Annotated in this window: 18 protein-coding genes; 11 read left to right on the top strand and 7 right to left on the bottom strand. The window is 48.2% G+C overall.

The window, feature by feature from the left end:
* Nucleotides 1-108: 108 nt before the first annotated feature.
* Nucleotides 109-2,871, bottom strand: a complete 2,763-nt coding sequence (locus B2Q61_RS14900; protein ID WP_290617167.1) for an insulinase family protein — start codon at nt 2,869-2,871, stop codon at nt 109-111.
* Nucleotides 2,872-3,076: 205 nt separating this feature from the next.
* Here B2Q61_RS14900 and sixA point away from each other — a divergent pair, with 205 nt between their 5' ends.
* Nucleotides 3,077-3,565, top strand: a complete 489-nt coding sequence (gene sixA, locus B2Q61_RS14895) for a phosphohistidine phosphatase SixA (RefSeq protein WP_290617165.1) — start codon at nt 3,077-3,079, stop codon at nt 3,563-3,565.
* A 9-nt stretch (nt 3,566-3,574) separates the two neighbouring features.
* On the opposite strand, the gene smrB is transcribed toward sixA, so the two are convergent.
* The gene (smrB, locus tag B2Q61_RS14890) at nt 3,575-4,135 is read right to left on the bottom strand and encodes an endonuclease SmrB (RefSeq protein WP_290617163.1); all 561 of its coding nucleotides are present in this window, start codon (nt 4,133-4,135) and stop codon (nt 3,575-3,577) included.
* 50 nt (nt 4,136-4,185) lie between these two features.
* On the opposite strand from smrB, the gene prmB reads away from it, so the two are divergent.
* The 3 genes from prmB to B2Q61_RS14875 are packed head-to-tail and all read left to right on the top strand — an operon-like array spanning nt 4,186 to nt 7,419.
* Nucleotides 4,186-5,136, top strand: coding sequence for a 50S ribosomal protein L3 N(5)-glutamine methyltransferase (prmB, locus tag B2Q61_RS14885; protein WP_290617161.1), 951 nt, complete (start codon nt 4,186-4,188; stop codon nt 5,134-5,136).
* Nucleotides 5,137-6,237 carry a chorismate synthase gene (aroC, locus tag B2Q61_RS14880; protein WP_290617159.1) on the top strand — a complete coding sequence of 367 codons (1,101 nt, stop codon included), beginning with the start codon at nt 5,137-5,139 and terminating at the stop codon, nt 6,235-6,237.
* A gap of 21 nt (nt 6,238-6,258) precedes the next feature.
* Nucleotides 6,259-7,419, top strand: coding sequence for an MFS transporter (locus B2Q61_RS14875; protein ID WP_290617157.1), 1,161 nt, complete (start codon nt 6,259-6,261; stop codon nt 7,417-7,419).
* A 73-nt stretch (nt 7,420-7,492) separates the two neighbouring features.
* Here B2Q61_RS14875 and B2Q61_RS14870 read toward each other — a convergent pair whose 3' ends face one another.
* A complete protein-coding gene (locus tag B2Q61_RS14870) occupies nt 7,493-8,896 on the bottom strand; it encodes a coniferyl aldehyde dehydrogenase (protein WP_290617156.1) in 1,404 nt (467 codons plus the stop codon).
* Between the two features lie 191 nt (nt 8,897-9,087).
* Between B2Q61_RS14870 and B2Q61_RS14865 the strand changes: the two genes are divergently transcribed.
* From B2Q61_RS14865 to B2Q61_RS14855, 3 genes are all read left to right on the top strand, one after another.
* Nucleotides 9,088-10,218: an ATP-NAD kinase family protein gene (locus B2Q61_RS14865; protein WP_290617154.1), complete on the top strand. Its 1,131-nt coding sequence runs from the start codon at nt 9,088-9,090 to the stop codon at nt 10,216-10,218.
* Between the two features lies 1 nt (nt 10,219).
* Nucleotides 10,220-10,504, top strand: coding sequence for a YfcL family protein (locus B2Q61_RS14860; RefSeq protein ID WP_290617152.1), 285 nt, complete (start codon nt 10,220-10,222; stop codon nt 10,502-10,504).
* Nucleotides 10,505-10,609: 105 nt separating this feature from the next.
* Nucleotides 10,610-11,227, top strand: coding sequence for an FKBP-type peptidyl-prolyl cis-trans isomerase (locus B2Q61_RS14855; protein WP_290617150.1), 618 nt, complete (start codon nt 10,610-10,612; stop codon nt 11,225-11,227).
* A gap of 103 nt (nt 11,228-11,330) precedes the next feature.
* Here the strand turns inward: B2Q61_RS14855 and dsbB are convergent, their stop codons facing one another.
* Complete coding sequence (dsbB, locus tag B2Q61_RS14850; RefSeq protein ID WP_290617148.1) at nt 11,331-11,864, bottom strand: disulfide bond formation protein DsbB; 534 nt, start codon at nt 11,862-11,864, stop codon at nt 11,331-11,333.
* Between the two features lie 172 nt (nt 11,865-12,036).
* Here dsbB and fadR point away from each other — a divergent pair, with 172 nt between their 5' ends.
* Nucleotides 12,037-12,753, top strand: coding sequence for a fatty acid metabolism transcriptional regulator FadR (fadR, locus tag B2Q61_RS14845; RefSeq protein WP_290617146.1), 717 nt, complete (start codon nt 12,037-12,039; stop codon nt 12,751-12,753).
* Nucleotides 12,754-12,909: 156 nt separating this feature from the next.
* Nucleotides 12,910-15,210 carry an aminotransferase class V-fold PLP-dependent enzyme gene (locus B2Q61_RS14840; protein WP_290617144.1) on the top strand — a complete coding sequence of 767 codons (2,301 nt, stop codon included), beginning with the start codon at nt 12,910-12,912 and terminating at the stop codon, nt 15,208-15,210.
* A gap of 89 nt (nt 15,211-15,299) precedes the next feature.
* Here the strand turns inward: B2Q61_RS14840 and B2Q61_RS14835 are convergent, their stop codons facing one another.
* Both B2Q61_RS14835 and B2Q61_RS14830 read right to left on the bottom strand, forming a co-directional pair.
* The gene (locus B2Q61_RS14835; RefSeq protein ID WP_290617142.1) at nt 15,300-15,986 is read right to left on the bottom strand and encodes a ChrR family anti-sigma-E factor; all 687 of its coding nucleotides are present in this window, start codon (nt 15,984-15,986) and stop codon (nt 15,300-15,302) included.
* Nucleotides 15,970-16,629, bottom strand: a complete 660-nt coding sequence (locus B2Q61_RS14830) for a sigma-70 family RNA polymerase sigma factor (RefSeq protein ID WP_290617140.1) — start codon at nt 16,627-16,629, stop codon at nt 15,970-15,972. The genes B2Q61_RS14835 and B2Q61_RS14830 overlap by 17 nt, the downstream gene beginning before the upstream one ends.
* A gap of 173 nt (nt 16,630-16,802) precedes the next feature.
* On the opposite strand from B2Q61_RS14830, the gene B2Q61_RS14825 reads away from it, so the two are divergent.
* Nucleotides 16,803-17,408: an FMN-dependent NADH-azoreductase gene (locus tag B2Q61_RS14825; RefSeq protein ID WP_290617138.1), complete on the top strand. Its 606-nt coding sequence runs from the start codon at nt 16,803-16,805 to the stop codon at nt 17,406-17,408.
* An 87-nt stretch (nt 17,409-17,495) separates the two neighbouring features.
* On the opposite strand, the gene B2Q61_RS14820 is transcribed toward B2Q61_RS14825, so the two are convergent.
* Nucleotides 17,496-18,482 carry a PEP-CTERM sorting domain-containing protein gene (locus tag B2Q61_RS14820; protein ID WP_290617136.1) on the bottom strand — a complete coding sequence of 329 codons (987 nt, stop codon included), beginning with the start codon at nt 18,480-18,482 and terminating at the stop codon, nt 17,496-17,498.
* A gap of 350 nt (nt 18,483-18,832) precedes the next feature.
* On the opposite strand from B2Q61_RS14820, the gene B2Q61_RS14815 reads away from it, so the two are divergent.
* Complete coding sequence (locus tag B2Q61_RS14815; RefSeq protein ID WP_290617134.1) at nt 18,833-21,304, top strand: S9 family peptidase; 2,472 nt, start codon at nt 18,833-18,835, stop codon at nt 21,302-21,304.
* The last annotated feature ends 35 nt before the right edge of the window (nt 21,305-21,339 follow it).

Raw genomic sequence — 21,339 nt, 5'->3', positions numbered from 1 at the left:
ACAACAGTCGTTTTAGCGCAGCGGAGGTGACGTTTGCCCACGTATTACATCATTTTTATTGTTATTCCGCTTACGGTAACTAAGTTTAGGAACAGTGTCAAAATCAATTTACGTTGTGGCAATTTTTTGTCTTAGTTCAGCCCGGGACATTGTCCTGATATGTGAGTTTTGATCGTTAGCTCCGGACGCCAGGATCAACACATCATAATCATCAGCCAACAGCTGGGTAAGTAAGTCGGTGAAATGTTTTTTATCTAATTGAGCAAGAGCAGTAATTATTCTGCTGGTCAGATTAAACCGGGTATCATCTTGTCCCAGTGCCAGCCAGAGTCTTTTTGCCCTGGAACCCAGGCTACTGTCGCGTTCAGCGAGCTGGGCCGTCAACCCCTGTTTTAACTCGGCAAAGGTTTCATCTGGCATATCTTCAATCTGCGTCAGAAACTCATGAAAAAATGCCACGGTCGCCTGATATAAGGCACTGCAATCGAAATTAGGGGACTGAATATAAAATGCCATACCCGGCAGGGTATTAATGGGGACATAGCCTGTACCCACTAAATATCCCATTTGTTTCTCGGTGCGTAACTGATGGAAGTAATAGGGAGACATAAGATGATTCGCCAGCATAAACAGCGCCATTTGCTCGGCACTGGCCTGTTCAGCTGCCAGGTAAACCACCAGCGCATGGTCGCCGCTTTCGGTTTCTGTTTTTAACCAGACCGGACCTAAACCCTTAATACTATTAGCTTCAGGTGTAATTTTACAACCAACACTATGTTGCTGGTGTTGCCAGTTAAGCAGCATCTGTTGCAGATCTTCGGCGTTATTTGTTGTCCAGTTGCCTACCATCAGCGCTTCTAAATGAACATTGTCCAGCAGATGGGCTGAAAAATGACAGAATTGACTGAAACTCAGTTGCTCCAGCTCGTCAATTAAGATTTCAATCTCTGGATTCAAAGGTTGGAGCAATGCCGATAATTGACTGAATAATCTGGCGACTGGCTTACTTTTACTGCTATTGCGCCAGTGTCGGCAAAGCTGTTGTTTAATTTCATTAAAACGAAGCTCTGAGAATTCAGTATGGCCTATTTGCTGTAAAATATTCTGTAACAGCTGGATCTGATTGGCTGCCAACCCGGAGATATGGATGCTGATCCCTTGCTTCTGAACGTGCAGATTATAGCTCAGACCCGCAGTCGTGGCATTGTAAAACTGCTGATTAATGTGATCCTGAAACAACTCCAGCCATAACCTGCTGGTTGCAAGCTGATGATTGTCAGCAATACTCTGAGGCAGACTAAGTTGCAAAAAAATATGGCCTTTAGGTGTGTTAAATTCGGTATCCGCTTTGTGCCAGACGCTTAAACCAGGAGTGCTACATATTTGCTGCGGTATTGCCATATGTGCAGTTTTTTCCAGCAAGCTCAGCTGCTCGCTCAGATAAGGGTTGGTACTGGGTAGCGTAATTTCAGCAACCGGACCGGTCGTCAGCAAAGTGTGCAGCAATTCATCACTTAACCGGGTAACGGAATAAGGCGTGTTATACCATTTTGCTTCCAATAGCACAGGCACGTCAGGGGCAATCAGCATTATCCGCATATTGTCTGGCCTGAACCAGCTTAGCAACTGCTGATACAAAGATTCAGCAGGCAATTCCATCCTGTAGTCACCAAAAATAATATCTTCAACCGGATAGTGCTGCAGATTGACCGATAATTGACTGGCTGTTTGCAAGGCGTCGGCGGGCTCCTGATAAATAAATGACCAGTGCAAAAGTTTTTGCCGTTCCTCAAATAAACTGTGGGGCAGTGGGTGCTGTTTAATTCTGGCCAGCGCGCTATAGAGCGCTTTGAGGATCGCTTGGGTGTTAGCCCGGCCTGCGCGGGTCAGCTCAAAGGATACGGTAAAATCTTTATAGTTACTGCCGTCAATTCCGCCACCTGCGCTTAGTTGGTTCACCAACCCGGCATTTTTCAGATAGCTCAATAACGAGCCGTCGCTTTCATCACCCAGAATAGATGCCAGAAAGCTGACTATTTTATGTGGATACCAGGGTTGGATGTCTGGCAGAGCAAAACTGGCTACCAGTCTGTCGGAATCTTTGTGTGGTTGAATATTTAATAAAATGGTCTGATGCTCAGCGTTATACAGCGGCACGTCTAATGGTGCTTTTGCGGGTAGCTCTGCCGGCAAATCAGCAAAGTAGTGAGATACCCACTGCGCCATGGTTAACAATGATGTGGGTGAGACCAGACACAAGCTCATTCTGCTGGCACTGTATTGTTGCTGATAAAACTCGATCAGGGCGTCACGCAGAGTTTGGCCTGGTTTATCATTTAACGTATTAAGGTTACCCACTGAAAATTTAGCGAAGGGATGATCCTGGTTGATGGTTTCTTTGTGAACCTGATAAATTCGCCGGCTGTCGTCTTTTAGTTTTAACGAATATTCCGCTTCAATGGCATGGCGTTCTTTTTCAACATAGGCTGCGGTAAATAAAGGCCGGCAAAACATATCAGAAAAACGGGCAACAGCCTGCTGCAATTGCGGAGTATCGATGTCGAAATAAAAATGGCTGTGCTCTGTGCCGGTCCATGCATTGTGACTGCCGCCGTGCTGACTGATAAATTGCTGATATTCACCTGGCTGCGGAAAGTTTTCTGATCCAAGAAATAGCATATGCTCTAAAAAATGGGCCATCCCCTGATAATCTGCCGGATCATCAAAATGACCGACATTGACCGTTAAGGCTGCGGCACTTTTTTCAGCATTTTCATCCTGAACTAACAAAACAGTAAGACCATTGTCCAGTGTCAGGTGTTGATAGACTCTGTTATCGTTGGGGCTTTGCTTTATATGTACTTTTTCCAAAAATAGTCCTATGTCGGTATGGTAGTACTGCAAGATTTCCGATTTTTGATAGCATTTAGTAATAAACAGACGTTACGTTATGCGTTAATAGCAGTTACGTTAATGTCAGAGTTTCTTTATCATAGCGCACAATTTTTGCCCAGCGTATGCTTTTTAACAATGGCAAACAAAAACGCACTGACTAAGTAGTACGGTATCAATATAAATGGTTAACATTGTTATTATGCGTCACGGGGAAGCCGAGCCTTTTACTGAGCAGGATAGTCAGCGGCAGCTTACCGCAATCGGAAAGCGGGAATCCTTGCATATGGCGCAGTGGCTGCAAAATTGCTATCGCTCCTTCACTTATATCTGGCTTAGCCCTTATTTACGCACTGCACAGACTGCCGAAATTATGCGTAGTAAGCAAGGGGCGGACTGTCAGTTGGAAACTCAGCAGCAACTGGTTCCGGAAGGCAGTGTCAGGGGTATGCTTGATGCTATAGATGCCAGGCTAAGTGAGCAACCTGATGCCCGTATTTTGCTGGTGTCGCATATGCCACTGGTGAGCTTTCTGGTAGAAGCGCTGACGCAGCCGGGACAAACACCCGTGTTCAGTACAGCTTCGTTGTGTTGTATTGATTATCAGCCAGCGAAGGGGGGGCATATCGTTGAAAAAGTGGCGCCGCAAGAGTTGGTGATTTTATCAAGCTGAACCTGGTGACTAACGTAGCTCAGCGTCAGGCTGATTAATTTTCAGCAACAGCAACAAAGCACCATGTTTGCCCCAGCTTTTTGGTGCAGTATGAAATGCCCGCACATTAGGATGCTGAATAAGCCAGTTTGGCACTTTGCGCGCCAGGATACCCAAACCTTTACCATGCACTACGCAGGCACAATTAAACTGTTGCTGTTGACAATATGCCAGTAAGCCTGCCAGTTCGCTTTTTGCCTGAAGCTGAGTTAATCCATGTAAATCAAGTACGACCTGTGGTTGAAACTCCGCTCGTTTTAAGCGCCCGGCTAATCTGGGATCATCGCCGGGCTGGACATAAGATTGCGAACCGCCATCACTGATAACGCCTTCATAGCCATCAGAGAAATAAAAAAGATCCTGATCGTGCTGCGGCATATTTAATGCAGGCCGGGCTTTTTTCTTGCTGGCTCTGCTAACTGGGGCTATCTTGTCTTGCAATAACGGGCGAGCGTCCGTAACCGACTGGCGGAAAAGGTCGCTGTCTTCGGCAGATAAACGGGCTTGAGGAGAAAGCTTCTTTCGTTGCATCGCGCAAGTCTATACAATCTGCCCATTTTTTACAAAGAGCGAATACTGAGATGGCCGAATTAAACCCAATGTTTTCAGAATCTGATATTGATGAAGCGCTTGAGGCGTTGATTACCGTGCATGACTGGCTGCGTTTTGCGGTAAGTCGCTTTAATGAAGCCGGTGTTTATTTCGGACATGGCACTGATAACCCCTGGGATGAAGCCGCAACCCTGTTGGCCCACTGTTTGTTTTTACCACCCCTGACCGATGATAAATTACTGAATGTCAGGCTAACCAAACCTGAGCGGCGTGCTTTTGTTGATATGCTGTCGCAGCGGATAGAGCTGCGCATGCCTGCTGCCTACCTGACTCATCAGGCCTATTTTTGTAACTTACCGTTTTATGTTGATCAGCGGGTACTGGTGCCGCGCTCACCGATTGCAGAGCTGATTAAGGAAAAGTTCAGTCGTTTGGAATGGGTCGCAGCGCCAGAGCGGATCCTTGACTTGTGCACTGGCTCCGGATGTATAGCCATTGCCTGTGCTTACGCCTTTCCCGATGCCCAGGTGGATGCGGTTGATATCAGCCCTGACGCGTTAGCCGTGGCTGATATTAATATTAATGAGCATGGCTTACTGGATCGGGTATATCCGATTCTATCGGATGGTTATGAGGCCCTTTCCGGTCAACAATACGATTTAATTGTGACCAACCCACCTTATGTTGATGCAGATGATATGGCTGATCTTCCAGAGGAATACCGGCACGAGCCTGAACTGGGTCTGGCCTCTGGCCATGATGGTCTCGAACTTACCCGGCGTATTTTGGCTCACTCTGCCGCCCATTTAACTGAGCAGGGGTTTTTAGTTTGTGAAGTCGGCAATAGTATGGTTGAATTGCAGGATAGGTATCCAGACGTCCAATTTAACTGGCTTGAGTTTGCTGCTGGTGGTCTTGGTGTATTTGCGCTGAGTAAAGCGCAGTTGATCGCTTATCAACACTTGTTCGAGGAGAGCTAAATGGCCGGCAACAGCATTGGTCAGTTGTTTAAAGTTACCACTTTTGGTGAAAGCCATGGCCCGGCCATCGGTGGTATTGTCGATGGCTGTCCACCGGGAATGAGTTTAACGGTTGACGATTTACAACTGGATTTAGATCGGCGCAAACCCGGTACTTCACGCTACACTACAGCGCGGCGGGAAGAAGACCAGGTGAAAATTCTATCTGGCGTGTTTGAAGATACCACTACCGGTGCCAGCATTGGTTTATTAATTGAAAATACTGATCAGCGCTCCCAGGATTATTCTAATATCAAGGATTTGTTCCGGCCAGGCCATGCTGATTATACCTACTGGCATAAATTCGGCATCCGGGATTACCGTGGCGGCGGCCGCTCATCGGCGCGCGAAACCGCGGTGCGGGTAGCGGCGGGGGCTATTGCTAAAAAGTATTTAAAAGAACACTGTGGCATCGTAATTCGTGGCTATCTGGCGCAGTTAGGCCCGGTTAAAGCGGAAACACTCAACTGGGATGAAATAGCAAATAACCCGTTTTTTTGCCCGGATCCGGATAAAATTGCCGAGCTGGATGAGTATATGCGCCAGCTTAAGAAAGACGGTGACTCAGTAGGCGCCAGAGTGAATGTGGTGGCAACGGGTATGCCCGTCGGGCTCGGCGAGCCCGTTTTTGACCGGCTGGATGCCGATATTGCCCATGCCATGATGAGTATCAATGCCGTTAAAGCTGTGGAAATTGGTGATGGCTTTGCGGTGGTAGAACAGCGCGGTTCAACCGATCGCGATGCGTTAACGCCACAAGGGTTCAGCTCCAACCATGCCGGCGGTACGTTAGGCGGTATATCGTCCGGCCAGGATATTATGGTCAGTATGGCGTTAAAACCTACCTCCAGTATCAGCATCCCGGGTAAAAGCATTAATGTGGATGGCGACGTGGTGGATATTGTAACCAAAGGCCGGCACGACCCTTGTGTCGGGATCCGGGCCGTGCCCATTGCTGAAGCAATGCTGGCAATTGTATTAATGGATCATCTGCTGCGACACCGGGCGCAAAATGCCGGCGTCAGCGTCAGCACCCCGGATATTGCCAGAGCTAACCGATAACCAAGCCGCGCTCAGGACCTTATGACACTTCTCGCTGCCAGGCCGGCGTTAGCGCTGGCTTACTTCACGTATTTTGGCGTACTTGGCATTTTTGTACCTTACCTGGGCCTGTTTCTGGATGGCCGCGGCTTTGACTCGCGCCAAATAGGCCTGATGCTGGCTATCGTCACCGCCACCCGTATTATCGGGCCGGCTATCTGGGCTGGCCTGGCTGAGCGCAGCAGTAAGCCGTTAGTTGTTATGCAGTTGGGCGCGGTGCTGGCTTGTATTGGCTGGCTTGGCAGCTTTATCAATGGCGGTTTTGGCCTATTACTGGCCGCTCTGGCGTTATTCAGTTTTTTCTGGACCGCTATATTACCGCAGCTGGAAGTCTCCACTTTTTTATTTTTGAATAACGATACAGAGCAGTACAGCCGGATCCGCTCGGCCGGCAGCGTGGGTTATATTGTGCTGGTGATGCTGGGTGGCTGGTTTTATCAGTTGTATGGTAGTGAGTTTATGCCTGCCACCGCACTGGCATTTTTATTACTGCTGGTATTTTGTCTGTTTAATTTACCCACGCTGAGGCCGGACTATGATGCCACAGCAGCAAGCCTGTCTTACCGGCAACTATTAAAACACCGGGTTTTATGGATTTTTATGGGGGCGGCACTGCTGATGCAAATCAGTTTTGCACCTTTTTACGGCTTTTTCACTCTGTACAGCAGGGATTTAGGTTATAGCGGCAGCCAGACCGGTTTACTGATAAGCCTGGCGGTAGCGGCAGAAATCGTCGCGTTTTACTTTGCCGGACGTATTATGCGCAACCGCAGCTATCGCACCCTGTTAGGTATTTGTTATGGCTTAACTGCCATTCGCTGGTTAATGGTGGCACTGCTGGCGGACTCTGCTTGGTTGCTGGCCCTGAGTATGTTGCTGCATGCCGGCAGTTTTGCTATCGCCCACAGCTGCGCCATGCAGTTTATTCAGCAGGTATTTCCCAAAGCCCAGCGCGGCCGGGGCCAAGCCATTTATGCCGGGCTTATTTTCGGCGGCGGTGGGGCTATCGGTGCTTATCTGGCCGGTTTAAGCTGGCAAAATGGTGCTGGTGCAGCGCAAACCTTTATCTTCGCCGCCGGCTTTGCCCTGCTGGCCTGCCTGTTGGTGTTAACCTTGCCGAAAAATATCGCGAATATAGAATAAAAAGCAGGTATTTGCTGAAGCCTGCTCAGAAACCAAAGCAGGGTGGCTGGTGTACTTTCGTACTACCTTATTTTTAACGGGTTAACCAGCTCAGTATGGCTTTAAACATTTTGCGGTTAAACGGCGGATAAATAAACCGGCCGCTGTTAAACCACCCCTTCTGATGGATTGCTTTCTGATGAGAAAACCGCAGAAAACCTTCTTTGCCATGGTAATTACCTAAACCTGACGGGCCAATGCCGCCAAATGGCAGGTCGTCCTGTGCCACATGGACCAGGGTGTCATTGATACAAACACCGCCGACATGGGTTTGTTTCAGTACCTGTTGCTGGGTATCGCTATCGTTGCTCATTAAATACAGCGCCAAAGGCCTTGGTCGCTGCTGAATATAATCCAGGGCTTCAGCAAGGGTATGGTAGGGAATTAATGGCAACAAGGGACCAAATATTTCCTGCTCCATTAAATTACTGTTGTCATCAGCACCAACAATTAACTGTAGCGCCAGGCGCCGTTCACTGTTAACGGTTGCAGCGTCACTGTTAAGGTCACAATTAATCACCCGGGCACCGCTGCTGTGGGCATGTTCAAGCATGGTCATCAGCCGCTGGTACTGTGCTTTATTTATTATCGCGCTGTAATCGGGGTTAGTGGCAAAATCCGGATAAAACGCGCTAAATGCCTGACATAGTTCAGAAATTAACAATTCCAGTTTGTCAGCCGGTACCAGCACATAGTCGGGCGCCACGCAGGTCTGACCGGCATTGGCGGTTTTACCAAACAAAATACGTTTTGCGATCTGCCCGATATCAGCATCAGGTGCAATCACCACCGGGCTCTTACCACCGAGCTCCAGCGTCACCGGGGTCAGATTTGCCGCAGCGGCCTGCATCACTTTGCGGCCAACCGCGGTAGAGCCGGTAAACAACAAGTGATCAAAAGGCAGGCGCGAAAACTCAGCCGCTATCTCAGCATCCCCTTCAATCACCATGACATCTGCTGCCAGGGCCTGCTGGCATATGGCTGTCAGCACTTTATTGGTTGCCGGCGTGTACTCCGATAATTTCAACATCGCTTTGTTGCCGGCGGCAATGGCGGCCATCAACGGGCCCAGTGCCAGATAAACAGGGTAATTCCACGGCACGATAATGCCAACCACACCCAGCGGCTGCACCATCACCCGGTTGCTGGCGGGCATAAAACTATAGTGAACATGCCGTTTTTCAGGTTTGAGCCAGCTTTTTAACTGCTTTTTATGGTAATCAATCCCGCTTAGCGACGGCATAATTTCCAGTAAGCGGGTTTCATCGCTGCTGCGATAGCCAAAATCCTCGCTCACGGCAGTACACAGTGCGTCGCCGTGTTGTGAGATAGCCTGACGCAGCGCAGTCAGCTGTTGCCGGCGTTGTTGATAATCCGGATAAGGGCTATGGCTGTAAGCTTGTTTTAGTTGCGCAAATTGCAGCTGAAGTGCTGACATCGTTTTCCCTGGAAAGTGGTAAAAGTCTAACTGTACTCTAAACCAGTCAGACCAGTGCAGCAAGCACGCTTCGTCATTGCCAAAGAACTATGAGCTGGCAGGGAGCGCAGAGCGGCAATACTGGGCAAGCACGGTGGAAGTCGTTACAATGCGCGCCATTGGCAGACAGCTATCCGGATACAACTGAACCTATGATAAATCCATTTCGGTTAGGGCTTATTATTAATCCGCTGGCGGGCCTTGGCGGCAGTGTGGCGCTGAAGGGCAGTGACGGCATGGCCGCAGAAGCATTGGCTCGCGGAGCTGTGCCTATGGCGGGGCAACGTACTCATGTCGCATTACAGCAGCTACTTTCATTAAAAAATCAGTTTAATGTGGTAACTGCAGCCGGTGACATGGGCGCTGATGTGTGTCAGCAACTGGGGCTGAATTATCAGGTGTGTTATGTGCCGCCAACTTATCCTACCGTGGCGGCTGATACTGAGCAGGCTGCGCTGGCCATCGCTGCGCAGGGCGTCGATCTGCTGTTGTTTGCCGGCGGTGATGGCACCGCCCGTAACTTATGCAGTGTGCTTGCTGATAAGACCACGGTATTAGGTGTGCCTGCTGGCTGTAAAATTCATTCGGGTGTTTATGCTATTTCACCGCAGGCTGCCGGCAAACTGCTACAGCGGTTAATTAGCGGTGAGCTGGTTACTCTGGCGGAAGCTCCGGTGATGGATATTGACGAAACTGCATTTCGGGATGGTGTGGTCAAAGCCCGTCGTTATGGGGAAATGCGCATTCCATCAGAACTGCGTTACGTGCAGAGCGTTAAGGCTGCAGGCAAAGAGTCGGAAGAGCTGGTGCTGGACGATTTAGCGGCCTATGTGGCCAGTTTAATGGAAGATAATATTCGGTATGTAATGGGATCAGGCAGTACAGTCGCTGCAGTGATGACAGAGCTGGGCCTGCCAAACACTTTACTGGGGGTTGATGTCGTCGAGAACGGTGAGCTGATTGCCAGTGATGTTACCGCCACAGAATTGCTGGAACTGGTGACGGGTTACCCCAGTAAGTTAGTCATTACGCTTATTGGTGGTCAGGGCCATGTATTCGGGCGTGGCAATCAGCAACTGTCACCGGCTGTTATTAAAGCGATTGGTCGGGAGAATATGATTTTGCTGGCCACCAAAACCAAACTACAACAATTAAATGGCCGGCCACTACTGAGTGACACTGGTGATCAGGCACTGGATAAAGCCTTACACGGTTTGCTTAATGTGCTGACCGGCTATAACGACTACGTAATTTACCGTTTAGGTTATCAGGACGAGGAGTAGCATGAATCAATTAGCAAAACCAGAGCAGTATATTGATACCGTGGCCGATTTTTTTGATGGCCTGATCCCGCAGGCAACTGACGACCAGTTGTTTGCGGCTGGTTACTTACGGGGCCATTTTGATTTAGCTGTCGGCAGTCTGGAAGTGGCGGCAGAACCCTTCAACAAGCCACAATTATGCATATGGGTAGAGCAGAGCCTGGCAAAAGCCATTGCCAGCGGCGAACTGGCCAGTGACGATCAAGCACATGTTGAACAGCTATGGCAGCAGGTACAGGCGTTATGAGCGTCTGTGGCGAGACATTCGCAGCTTGATAGGTTAGTATGTTCGCCGATTTTAATTGCTGTCTGGCAAGCATCTGCTGTCAACAGCCCAGCAAAAGTGGAATTTATGTCTGATAAATATGCAACGCTAGAACAACACGCCAGCTATGGTATTGGTTTACAAATGGGCCAGCAATTAGCCGACAACCCATTTGATGGCTTAGATATTACTGCAGTAGCAGCCGGTTTAGCTGCAGCGTACAACGAGCAAGAGCCTGAAGTCAGCGAAGAGCAAATCCGCGCAGCGTTTGGTGTGATCAGCGAGCGGATGCAGGCAGCAGAGCAGGAAAAAGCGAAGGCACTGGCTGAAGCAGGTGAAATGTTTCTGACAGAAAACGCTAAGCGTGCTGAAGTTACCGTTACCGCTTCTGGCTTACAGTACGAAGTATTGGTAGCAGCTGAAGGCGAAAAACCAACTACTGCTTCCACGGTACGCACGCATTACCATGGTACCCTGATTGATGGCACCGTTTTTGACAGCTCTTATCAGCGTGGCGAGCCAGCTGAATTTCCGGTTTCAGGCGTCATTGCCGGCTGGACTGAAGCACTACAGTTAATGGCAGTAGGTTCAAAATTACGCTTGTATGTTCCGCAAAACCTGGCCTACGGCGAGCGTGGTGCAGGCAATGCTATCGCCCCATACAGTACCCTGGTATTCGATGTAGAGTTGCTGGCTATTCTGTAACGACTACTGCACAATGCTTTTTTAGCGCACCAAATACAAAGCCCTGCATCTGCAGGGCTTTTTTTGGGTAAAAAGATCTGTTTACGGCTTTAACCCGATAATGTTACCGGTAAGGGTTATTGGAAATGCGGCCTGCCTGGCCAATTAATACCACAACGGCGCTAAGCAAATAAGCTGCCAGGATCAGCATACTCCAGTACCCCATGCTCAGACCTAAAAACTGCCAGTCAACTGCGCCACAACTACCAGTAACTTCAAATATGCTGGGCAGCCATTTATCCAGCGCTAACCAGCTAGGAAATTCAGCAAATAAAGCGCAACTGCTAAAGCCACCGGCAGCAAGCGTTTGTTCAATATTTACTAATGCCAAGGCGTGATAAAGACCAATAGCGGCGCTGGTCAACCATAACAACAGGGCGAGCAGGCGCAGCGCATTTTGCCGCGGCGCCAGCATTGCCAACAGGCCAGCCAGCAGAATGCCGGCGAACGCCGCTCTGATATAAATGCATTTTATGCAAGGTTGCAGATTAAGGCCATATTGAAAATATAAACCGCTGGCAAGTAAAGCCAGGGCGCTTAATAACAGCAAAAACCAGGACAAGCGATGGCGCGATATTTTCTTTATTGTAGCCAGCATAGGTGTTCCTAATGGTTTAACAATCAGCTAATTGGCTAATTTAAGGGATTTATGCACATTACACAATTGTTGTGTTGCATCACCGTGGCTAATTTTAAACACCGACTTGTTAACTGGCAGCGCTCTGGTACAATCAGTCAACTTATCTAATGACCCTGACGGATTTTTTGGCATGACCAATCTGATTAAAGCGCAAAGCCCTGCCGGTTTTGCTGAAGAATATATAGTGGACTCGATCTGGAATGGTAAATTTGCGCCCGGATCAATATTACCGGCAGAACGTGAACTGTCGGAACTGATTGGTGTAACCCGAACCACCTTACGCGAAGTATTACAGCGTCTGGCGCGCGATGGCTGGCTGACCATTCAGCATGGCAAGCCTACCAAAGTAAATAATTACTGGGAAACTTCTGGGCTTAACATTCTTGAAACCCTCGCCAGGTTGGATGAAGATCAAATGCCTAAACTGGTTGACGATTTGTTGTCAGCCCGCACTAATATTAGTGCTATTTATATTCGTGGTGCAATTAAAACGCATCAGCAGGAAGTGATCGCGGCCTTTACCGGTGCCGAAGTACTTGATGATACACCGGCAGCATTTGCCGAGTTTGATTATAATTTAAACCACGAACTTGCGTTGCATTCTTCCAACCGGATATATGTACTGATATTAAATGGTTTCCGCGGACTTTATAACAAAATAGCCCGCTTTTACTTCTCTCATCCGGCTGCCCGTGAATTGGCCCGCAAATATTATGCGCAGTTAAAGCAGTATGCTGAAGCAGGAAAGCACGATGAAGTGGTAATGGCTGTAAGGAAATATGGTATTGAAAGCGGTAAAATCTGGCAGGAGCTACGGCCAGATATTCCGAAAGACCTTATTGAGTAAGGTTAGGGCTGCCAGGTGCAGCCCTTTTTATTGCATGTAATTCAGCAACACAGCGACAGGCTTTGCTTGTTGTTTAAGGCCAAGCCATTTATGATGTTTGTTATAAGATATTTCTTTTAGCTATAAGCGGCGTTGCCGTGCGTAATAGGCCTGACGATGACAACGAAAGCTGTAAGCCCCCGGGCCCGACCCGCTGAAATTTATTTAGATAATAACGCCACCACGCCCGTATTGCCGGCGGCGGCAGTAGCGGCCATGCAGTGCATGCAACAGCAGTTTGGTAACCCCAGCAGCAGTCATGCCACCGGCATTAAGGCAAAAGCAACACTGGAACAAGCTAGAAATCTGGCTCGTACCGTAACGGGGGCCGGAAACGGTCGCATTGTATTTACCTCCGGCGCTACTGAAGGTATTCAAAGTGGTGTGGTTTCGGCATTGCTGGCACTGCGTGCTAAGGCCAGAATTGGACCTGATACGCTGCTGTTATATGGCGCCACCGAGCATAAAGCGGTCCCTGAAAGTCTGAAACACTGGAATGAGGTGTTGCAACTGGGCGCCACGGTCATGGCGATTCCGGTCGATCATAACGGCCAGCTAGAGTTAGGGTTTATTACAGAGCATGCGCCCGCCGCCGGTCTTATCTGTACGATGGCAGCGAATAATGAAACGGGCATTAGCCAGCAATTGCAGGAGCTGGAGCATTGTATTCGTGCGGCGAACCCTGCCGTATTCTGGTTGGTTGACTGTGTGCAGGCGCTGGGCAAAATGCAGCTTAATCTGGCAACCACCACCATTGATTATGCGCCATTTAGTGGCCACAAACTGTACGCACCTAAAGGGGTCGGCTTCTTGTATATCAGAGCCAGTGCGCCGTATCAGCCGTTTATTGCCGGTGGTGGTCAGGAAGGTGGCTTACGCTCGGGTACTGAAAACTTACCTGGGATTGCTGCCCTGGGAGCGGTATTAGCCGAGTTGCAGCAAACTGACGGCAAAGTTTTTCAGAATGAGCAAACGTTATGGGATTACCGGGACGCTTTACTCAGTGCGCTGCGCTATGTTTTTCCAGAGCTGGTGCTAAACAGTGAACCGCCATATATTGTACCGACTACGATAAACTTTTCTGTGCCGGGTTTTTACAGTAAAGAAATTATGGATTTATTTGATGCGGCCGGCATCCGGATAAGTAGTGGCTCGGCGTGCAGTTCTAAGGTACCCAGCAGCTTTGTGCTTGATGCTATGGGACTGGCTGCCTGGCGAAGTCAGGGAGCCATCCGCTTATCGTTCGGGCCAGCAATGACAGCCACTGAATGCACAGACGCTTGTAAAGCGATCAGCGCACTAAAAGAGGTGGTTAATAAGCACTGCCTGGTTGTAACTGACGCCACCCCCACGTTGGAAATCCATGCAAATGGCTTGCTTCAGCTGAAGCATGAAGACAGTTGCAGCTACTTGCTGATTGATGCGCAGGCAAAACAGGCGGTCGTGATTGATCCGGTGCCAGCCCTGGTAAACCGAATGATTAATATTGTACAAGGCCGGCAACTGCGATTATTGGCTATTCTGGAAACACATCAACATGCACAACACGATTTGCAGCATGACCTGCAGTCAGAGCTACAACACGATCGACAACAAAATAGTGCAGCAATGTTGTTGCGTCAGGCGCTACATTTTTATCAGGAAAACGGTGACAATTTAGGCTGGCCAGAGGGGGAAGACGCGTTAACCCTGGCTGACTATCAGCTTACCCGGTTGGCTACCCCAGGCCATTGTGCCAATGCGGTCAGCATTATGTTACAACGGGAACAACGGCCACTGGCGGTATTTGTAGGTGACTTAATTTTACCCGGAGGGATTGGCCGTACTGATTTGGCTGGCGGCGATGCTATTGCATTACAGCAGAGTATTCAGACATTGGCTGCGCAGATCGATCCCGATACATTATTATTGTCCAGCCATGATTATGCCCAGCGTTTTGCCACTACATTGCGCCTTGCCAGCCAGGAAAGTGAGTTATTCAATAACGTCCTGACGGGCCAACCGGTTAATGAATGGCAACAGCAATTAAATGCTCAAACGGCCAAATTGCAGCAAGCAAGCCACCACTACTGTGGTCTGGTCGAAGTAGCAATAACAGATGCAACTCGCCTGTTAGACAAGACCGAACTGGCCGAGGTATTGAGCCAACAGCCCCAATTGCAGGTAGTTGATGTGCGGGAACCCCACGAACAAACCGCTGGGCCGTTGCAACAGCACTTGCCGGCAGTGAATAAAGTATTAGCGGTGCCTTTATCAAAATTATGCGATGCGCTTATCAGTAAGCAGCTGGAACCTTCCAAACCATTATTGCTGGTATGTCGCAGTGGAAATCGCAGTTTGCTGGCGTGCAAGGTATTGCGCCGGTTTGGTTTTAACACGGTGTATAATTTAAACGGCGGTATGGCACTATTAGTATAGCGTTGTTAGTGCCGGGCCAAATAATCCAGCAAAAAAAAAGCGCCGTTTGCACGGCGCTACGCTTGCTCCACCAAGCTAACTTTGTCTTACTAATAGAAGAACTGTTGTAACGGGTTTAACAGCCGGGTTAGGCCTTTTTTGAACTTTAAAGGTGCACTAAGCACAGACAAACATAAGCAATCTTCGTCAGCCAGCGTTCTTGGTGTATGGGTGTCTTCCGGTGAGTTAATCAGTAAATCACCAACACCATATTCGCCATTCTCGTCGACTATTCGTCCAGCCAGCACTAATGTCATCTCCAAACCGAGGTGGGTATGATTTGGTACTTCAGTCCCTTTATCAATATAAAGTAACGACACATGCTGCTTTTCTGCTGTGGGCAACTTGGCGGTGGCGATACCACCCAGATGTAACCATTTGTTCTGATTCTCAGCCAGTCTGGCCAATGCTCTTGGAATTTGAAACGTCTTACCATTTACCGTAACACTTGCTACCGGCGCTGCTTTCGTATCAGTAATCACCGACGCAGCCAACACTGGCTGATTGGTAATAAAATCAAGCATCTGATTCCATTCCTGTTCGTCGTTACGGCCTGATACCTGCTGTTCAGTCAGCACGGCTGCCTGATCGTTAGTGATGTCGTTATTCAACTGCTGGCAATGTGGGCACAAGTCAATATGTGCTGACACAGCAAGGGCTACGTCCGCAGACAAAGTACCTTCCACATATTGTTCCAGTAACATTAATCCCGGATGAAATTTAACTGCGTGTGTCATCTAATGCCCCTCTCAATCTATCTAATGCTAACCTGATCCGCGATTTCACTGTACCTAAAGGTATTGCCAGTTCATCAGACACTTCCTGATGTGATTTTTCTTCTAAATATACTTTTTGCATTACCATGCGCTGTGCAGGGGGTAATGCATCAAAATGTGGTGCGAGCTTTTCGCTCATTAACATCGTATCCCAATGATCACTACTGTTACTTTCCTGCTCGGGATAATCGCCATCAAACCACAAATCGTCAGCGCTAATATCATCTTTGCGGCTTTGTTTTTTACGCAGCATATCGAACCGCACATTCCGCGCTATGGTAAATATCCAGGTAGAGGCACAACCACGACTCGCATCAAACAAGCGGGCTTTACGCCAGACGTTCAACATAGCATCCTGCACCATTTCCATTGCTTGTTGTTCATTGCCAAACATTTTAATGCCGAACGCTCTTAATCTCGGCGCAAAATACCTGAACAGTTCAGCATAAGCCGCTTTGTCCTGATTTAACGCCACCAAAGTCAGGGCGTCTTCCCATTGTCCGGTGCGTGTTTCGTTTTCACTATTAATGGTCATCCGCTGGCTTATTCGCTTTTGCTTTGGTAAAGCATCATGATGCCTTTTTAGCACGGTAGTTTCCAACATATTTATGTGTCCCGGCTCGTATTTGTTATTCGAATTTCATTGTTATACGCCTGGTACGTGGCAGCGGTTTAAAACTTATTTAACTATTAAATAGAAAGGAACTTGCAGTTTAATGCGATTAACATTCTATAAATATGATGTATCATCTGCGCATACGTTCAAAGGAGAAAATAATGAAACACGTTCTGGTAATAAACAGCTCGATAAGCGGTGACAATGGCCATTCAAGCAAGCTGAGCAAGGCTTTTATTGATCAGCTTGGCAGTGATATCAACCTGACAGAAATTGATTTAAATGCAGCACCTCTACCTCACCTGATGATGGCAGAGTTGGCTGCATGGATGACACCTGCCGCAGATCGTACCGCAGAGCAGCAGCAGCTTGCCCACTATTCAGATAATTTGATCAATCAGGTTCAGACTGCTGACCTTATTATGCTAGGTGTGCCGATGTACAATTTTGGTATTCCATCGCAGCTTAAATCGTTATTGGATCGGTTGGCACGGGCAGGGGTCACTTTTAAATACACTGATAAGGGGCCGGTCGGCCTGCTGGCTGATAAACCGGTGATCATACTGGCAACCCGCGGCGGACTATACCAGGGTACGCCAGCCGACAGTCAAACTCCGTTTTTAACCAGTTTCTTTAACTTCATCGGTTTAACCCAACTGCACTTTGTATATGCAGAAGGTTTGAATATGGGCGAAGAAGCGGCTCAGCAAGCATTGACAGCAGCGCGGCAGCAACTGGGTAAGCTTAGCGAGAAAGTTGCAGCTTAAACATATTGTGTAAGTGAATATAAATAATAATTTAAAGAAAAAAATGCGCGGATTAATGCCGCGCATTTTTATATGGTTAATAGCTTTTTAACTATTAAAGCGTCGACGCAATCCAAACATTGCCAGCGCAAACAGTGCTAAGGTACCTGGCTCAGGAATTGACACGCCAGGTGGTGGCTCGTTAACGCCAGCTTCACCAGACACATGAAATACTGCCATAAAGATATTATCATTGTTGGTTGCATTGGTCGTTTCAATGGTAATGCTGGTATCACCGGTACTCAGATAATCAGTTAAGCTATAGCGTTCAGTATCTTCATCATATCCGGGCATTAACGGTGAGAACGGGTCATCGAAACTGCCCACAGTAATCAGATTACCGTTGGCCAGTGATGGGTCTGCACTATCATTGTTATTACCAGCGTTTTGGGTAATTAACGTGCCGTTCACTTCGACAGTATTCGTTTGACCACAGCAGCTAAAACCTATACCCAACATCATATGAGCAAAGAAGCCCGGTGCCGTGGGATCAAGCGGATCAGCAAAATTTAGCGAGGTGGTATCGCCATCAACCCGGGCATAACCATCAAGAATGCCCACAGTTGATACACCCAAAGTAGGATCACTATAAACCACTACTAATGCTGAACCATCCTGAAAATCGGAGGTTTCAGTAATATCAAAGTTGTAGACTCCGCCGGGACCACCATCAACCAGAGGTTTTATAATCGACGTGACATCGGCCCTGGTAGCTGTCAAGTTGCAACAGGCAGGTGCCGGGATCGTTCCGAGGTTAGTATCATAATTTATTGTCTCACCAGCGAGGGTCCCACCCACATCTGCTAGAGTTGGGTTATCAAAAGTTGAAGAATACAGATATGCCGCCACTACGGTCGCACCATTTGGCACTAGCGCACTGATAGTGCCACTTTGGCTGGTAGACCCCCAGCCGTCAGTGGACACACCGTAATTTCCAACAAAGGTTTGAAATGGGATTAACGCGGCTTGCGCTGATCCGGCAACAAGTAATAGCAAGGTCGATACACCCAGTATTATTTTACGTTTTAAAGTCATAGAAAGCTCCTTTTAATAGAGTTAGACAAACTGTTTCAACAGACAGGGTTGCCAACAGCTGTGCTCCTTGCCTTACTGCATGCTTTGTTACGCATATTTAATGCCAGATTAAATGTAAATAAGTACGCGCTAATAATTGATAAAGAAATCAACTCTATGGCGCTGAGTCAAGCTAGTCCAACAATATGGGGCCTTGTCTTGATTGGAGCGAATTGTAAATTTATTGGACAATAATTTAGCCTGGCAGCGCATTCCAGCTCAGATCTTTTGCTATTCAGCCGCATCGGGTTGCGTTCCGGCTCAAGGCTTTGTATAACAGGGCGTCGTTAATTCAGTACAAGATTAAAACTATGAAATTATTTCACCAAACGGTGCTTGCAGCAGTCACTGTGGCGTTGTTACTAAGCAGTAATTTGGCTTTAGCCAAAACAGAACCGCAAACCTGGGATAAAGCAACAGTATCGGTGACATCGCTTTATCAGGCTGATCCCACCATTAAGCTGACCCTTGAGCAGATTATGGCAGACCCTGACTGGATGGGGCGTTCGCCAGAAAATGCGTTTTGGAGTGCGGACAGCAATCAGGTGTATTATCAGCAAAAACGGCCAGGCAGTGAAGTGCGTGACTGGTATCAGCGGGCGCTAAATGCTGATGATAATGGTAGCGCAGTAGCGTTATCACAATTACATCAGATGGGCAGTACCCATGTGCAGTACAGTGCTGATCGGCGGTTGCAGGCCTGGGTGTTTGAAGGGAATATTTTCGTTCGTAATGCTGACGGCCAGATAATTCAAGTGACCCGCAGTAATGCAACTCAAAATGAGCCCCAGTTTTTACTGGATAACCGACTGGTTTACCGGCAGGGATGGACCTATTACAGTACAGATTTAACCACTGGTTTAAGCAGCGAGCTGATCAGCTTAAAAACAGAAGACAAACCAACATCTCCTGCTGCTCCCAGCGGTTATCTGGCGCAAGAACAACAAAAACTTATCGGTTTTGTGGCAAAAACGCAGCGTGATAAAATTGAGCAGTATCAAGCAGAAACTGCACTGCGCGCGGCAAATCCGTCATTAGCGCCGGTTGCTGCCTATTTTGGTAAAGGTCAACAGATCGTTGACGCAAGCATATCACCCAAAGCAGATTATTTACTGGTCGCCGTGCGCAAGGCCAAGCCACGCAATGATAAAGATATTATGCCTAATTATATTACCCAAACCGGCGATATTGCTGCGCAACCGGTAAGATGGCGGGTTAATGACTTTAAACCTGAACCGCAACGGCTAATCCTGGTATCGTTAACCGATGGCAGTCAGTATCCGCTAAGTTACACCAGCTTACCCGGTTATAATGAAGACGTGCTGGCCGAGGTCAAGGCCGAAAACGCTAAAGCTAACGGGGAAAAGTATAAAAGTGCTAAGGTTATTCGGGACATAGGTTTGATGACCGACTGGTACTGGAGTCAGAGCGCCATGCGCTGGCACAGTAGCGGTGAGCAGGTCGCCATTATGCTTAAAGCGTTCGACAACAAAGATCGCTGGATTGCCACAATTGACTTTGAAAAGAAAGCATTGGTGCCACAACATCGCTTACATGACAACGCCTGGGTAAACTACGCCTTTAATGATTTTGGCTGGCTAAACACCAGCAACACTCTGTATTTTCTGTCTGAAGAAAGTGGCTACTCACATCTATACCGTAAATCGTTAACTAGCCGTAAGGCAGAAAAGTTGACCCGTGGAACTTTTGAAGTTAGCAATCCTACCTTAACCACAGATGATAACTATTTGTACTTTAAAGCGAATGCGTCGCACCCTGGCGTATATGAAATATACCGTTTAAATTTGGCTAACAACAACACCGAGCAGCTGACAAAACTGGGTGGAATGACCGATTACACGTTATCTGGCGATGAGCAAAAGTTGCTATTAACCCATTCCAGCAACCTGATGCCGGAAGATTTATATCTAATGGCGGCAGCTCCAGACGCGGAGGTTGTCAGATTGACCGACACGGTATCGGCTGAATTTAAACAGTTGCCGTTAATTGCACCGCAAGTGGTGGCAGTGCCTTCCAACCATGCTAAGCAGCCGATATTCAGTAAAGTGTATTACCCTGCAAACTACAAGCAGGGCGAGCCGCGCCGGGCAGTCATCTTTAATCATGGTGCGGGCTATCTGCAAAACAGTGATCTGGGCTGGTCTGGTTATTTCCGTGAGTTCTTATTTCATAACTTGCTGGCGCAACAAGGCTATGTGGTGATGGATATGGATTACCGGGCATCAAAAGGCTATGGCCGGGACTGGCGTACAGCAATCTATCGCCAGATGGGAACGCCTGAGATTGAAGATTTAGCCGATGGTGTAGACTGGCTGGTGGATAACGCCAATGTTGATCGCAAGCGCGTCGGCACTTACGGTGGCTCTTATGGTGGTTTTATGACCTTTATGGCGTTGTTTAAGCAGCCAGACCTGTTCCAGGCGGGCGCAGCACTGCGTCCGGTCAGCGACTGGGCTTACTACAATCACCCTTATACGTCTAATATCCTGAACACCCCGGATATTGATCCGATCGCGTACGAGCGCAGCTCGCCAATTTATTTTACCCAGGGGTTAACCAGGCCGCTGCTGATTAATGCACCTATGGTGGATGATAATGTGTTTTTCCAGGATGTGGTGCGGCTGGTTCAGCGCTTAATTGAACAGGAAAAACAGGACTTTGAAACGGCGATTTATCCGGTAGAGCCGCACGGTTTCCGGCAGCCCAGTAGCTGGCTGGACGAATACCGGCGTATTTATAAGTTATTTGAGCAGAACTTGTAGGAAGCAGATAAGCCAGTGATGAGGCAGGAAACCCG

Origin of the sequence: Arsukibacterium sp. UBA5043, assembly GCA_002415085.1 — a bacterium.
In the GTDB taxonomy this organism is placed as follows: Bacteria; Pseudomonadota; Gammaproteobacteria; order Enterobacterales; family Alteromonadaceae; genus Alishewanella.
Note: the sequence above shows the minus strand (reverse complement) of the source record. Positions and strands in the feature narration are given on the sequence as shown.

Coding starts and splice junctions, on each gene's coding strand:
- sixA (WP_290617165.1), top strand. CDS start 3,077: ATGGTTAACATTGTTATTATGCGTCACGGGGAAGCCGAGCCTTTTACT.
- smrB (WP_290617163.1), bottom strand. CDS start 4,135: ATGCAACGAAAGAAGCTTTCTCCTCAAGCCCGTTTATCTGCCGAAGAC.
- prmB (WP_290617161.1), top strand. CDS start 4,186: ATGGCCGAATTAAACCCAATGTTTTCAGAATCTGATATTGATGAAGCG.
- aroC (WP_290617159.1), top strand. CDS start 5,137: ATGGCCGGCAACAGCATTGGTCAGTTGTTTAAAGTTACCACTTTTGGT.
- B2Q61_RS14875 (WP_290617157.1), top strand. CDS start 6,259: ATGACACTTCTCGCTGCCAGGCCGGCGTTAGCGCTGGCTTACTTCACG.
- B2Q61_RS14870 (WP_290617156.1), bottom strand. CDS start 8,896: ATGTCAGCACTTCAGCTGCAATTTGCGCAACTAAAACAAGCTTACAGC.
- B2Q61_RS14865 (WP_290617154.1), top strand. CDS start 9,088: ATGATAAATCCATTTCGGTTAGGGCTTATTATTAATCCGCTGGCGGGC.
- B2Q61_RS14860 (WP_290617152.1), top strand. CDS start 10,220: ATGAATCAATTAGCAAAACCAGAGCAGTATATTGATACCGTGGCCGAT.
- B2Q61_RS14855 (WP_290617150.1), top strand. CDS start 10,610: ATGTCTGATAAATATGCAACGCTAGAACAACACGCCAGCTATGGTATT.
- dsbB (WP_290617148.1), bottom strand. CDS start 11,864: ATGCTGGCTACAATAAAGAAAATATCGCGCCATCGCTTGTCCTGGTTT.
- fadR (WP_290617146.1), top strand. CDS start 12,037: ATGACCAATCTGATTAAAGCGCAAAGCCCTGCCGGTTTTGCTGAAGAA.
- B2Q61_RS14840 (WP_290617144.1), top strand. CDS start 12,910: ATGACAACGAAAGCTGTAAGCCCCCGGGCCCGACCCGCTGAAATTTAT.
- B2Q61_RS14835 (WP_290617142.1), bottom strand. CDS start 15,986: ATGACACACGCAGTTAAATTTCATCCGGGATTAATGTTACTGGAACAA.
- B2Q61_RS14830 (WP_290617140.1), bottom strand. CDS start 16,629: ATGTTGGAAACTACCGTGCTAAAAAGGCATCATGATGCTTTACCAAAG.
- B2Q61_RS14825 (WP_290617138.1), top strand. CDS start 16,803: ATGAAACACGTTCTGGTAATAAACAGCTCGATAAGCGGTGACAATGGC.
- B2Q61_RS14820 (WP_290617136.1), bottom strand. CDS start 18,482: ATGACTTTAAAACGTAAAATAATACTGGGTGTATCGACCTTGCTATTA.
- B2Q61_RS14815 (WP_290617134.1), top strand. CDS start 18,833: ATGAAATTATTTCACCAAACGGTGCTTGCAGCAGTCACTGTGGCGTTG.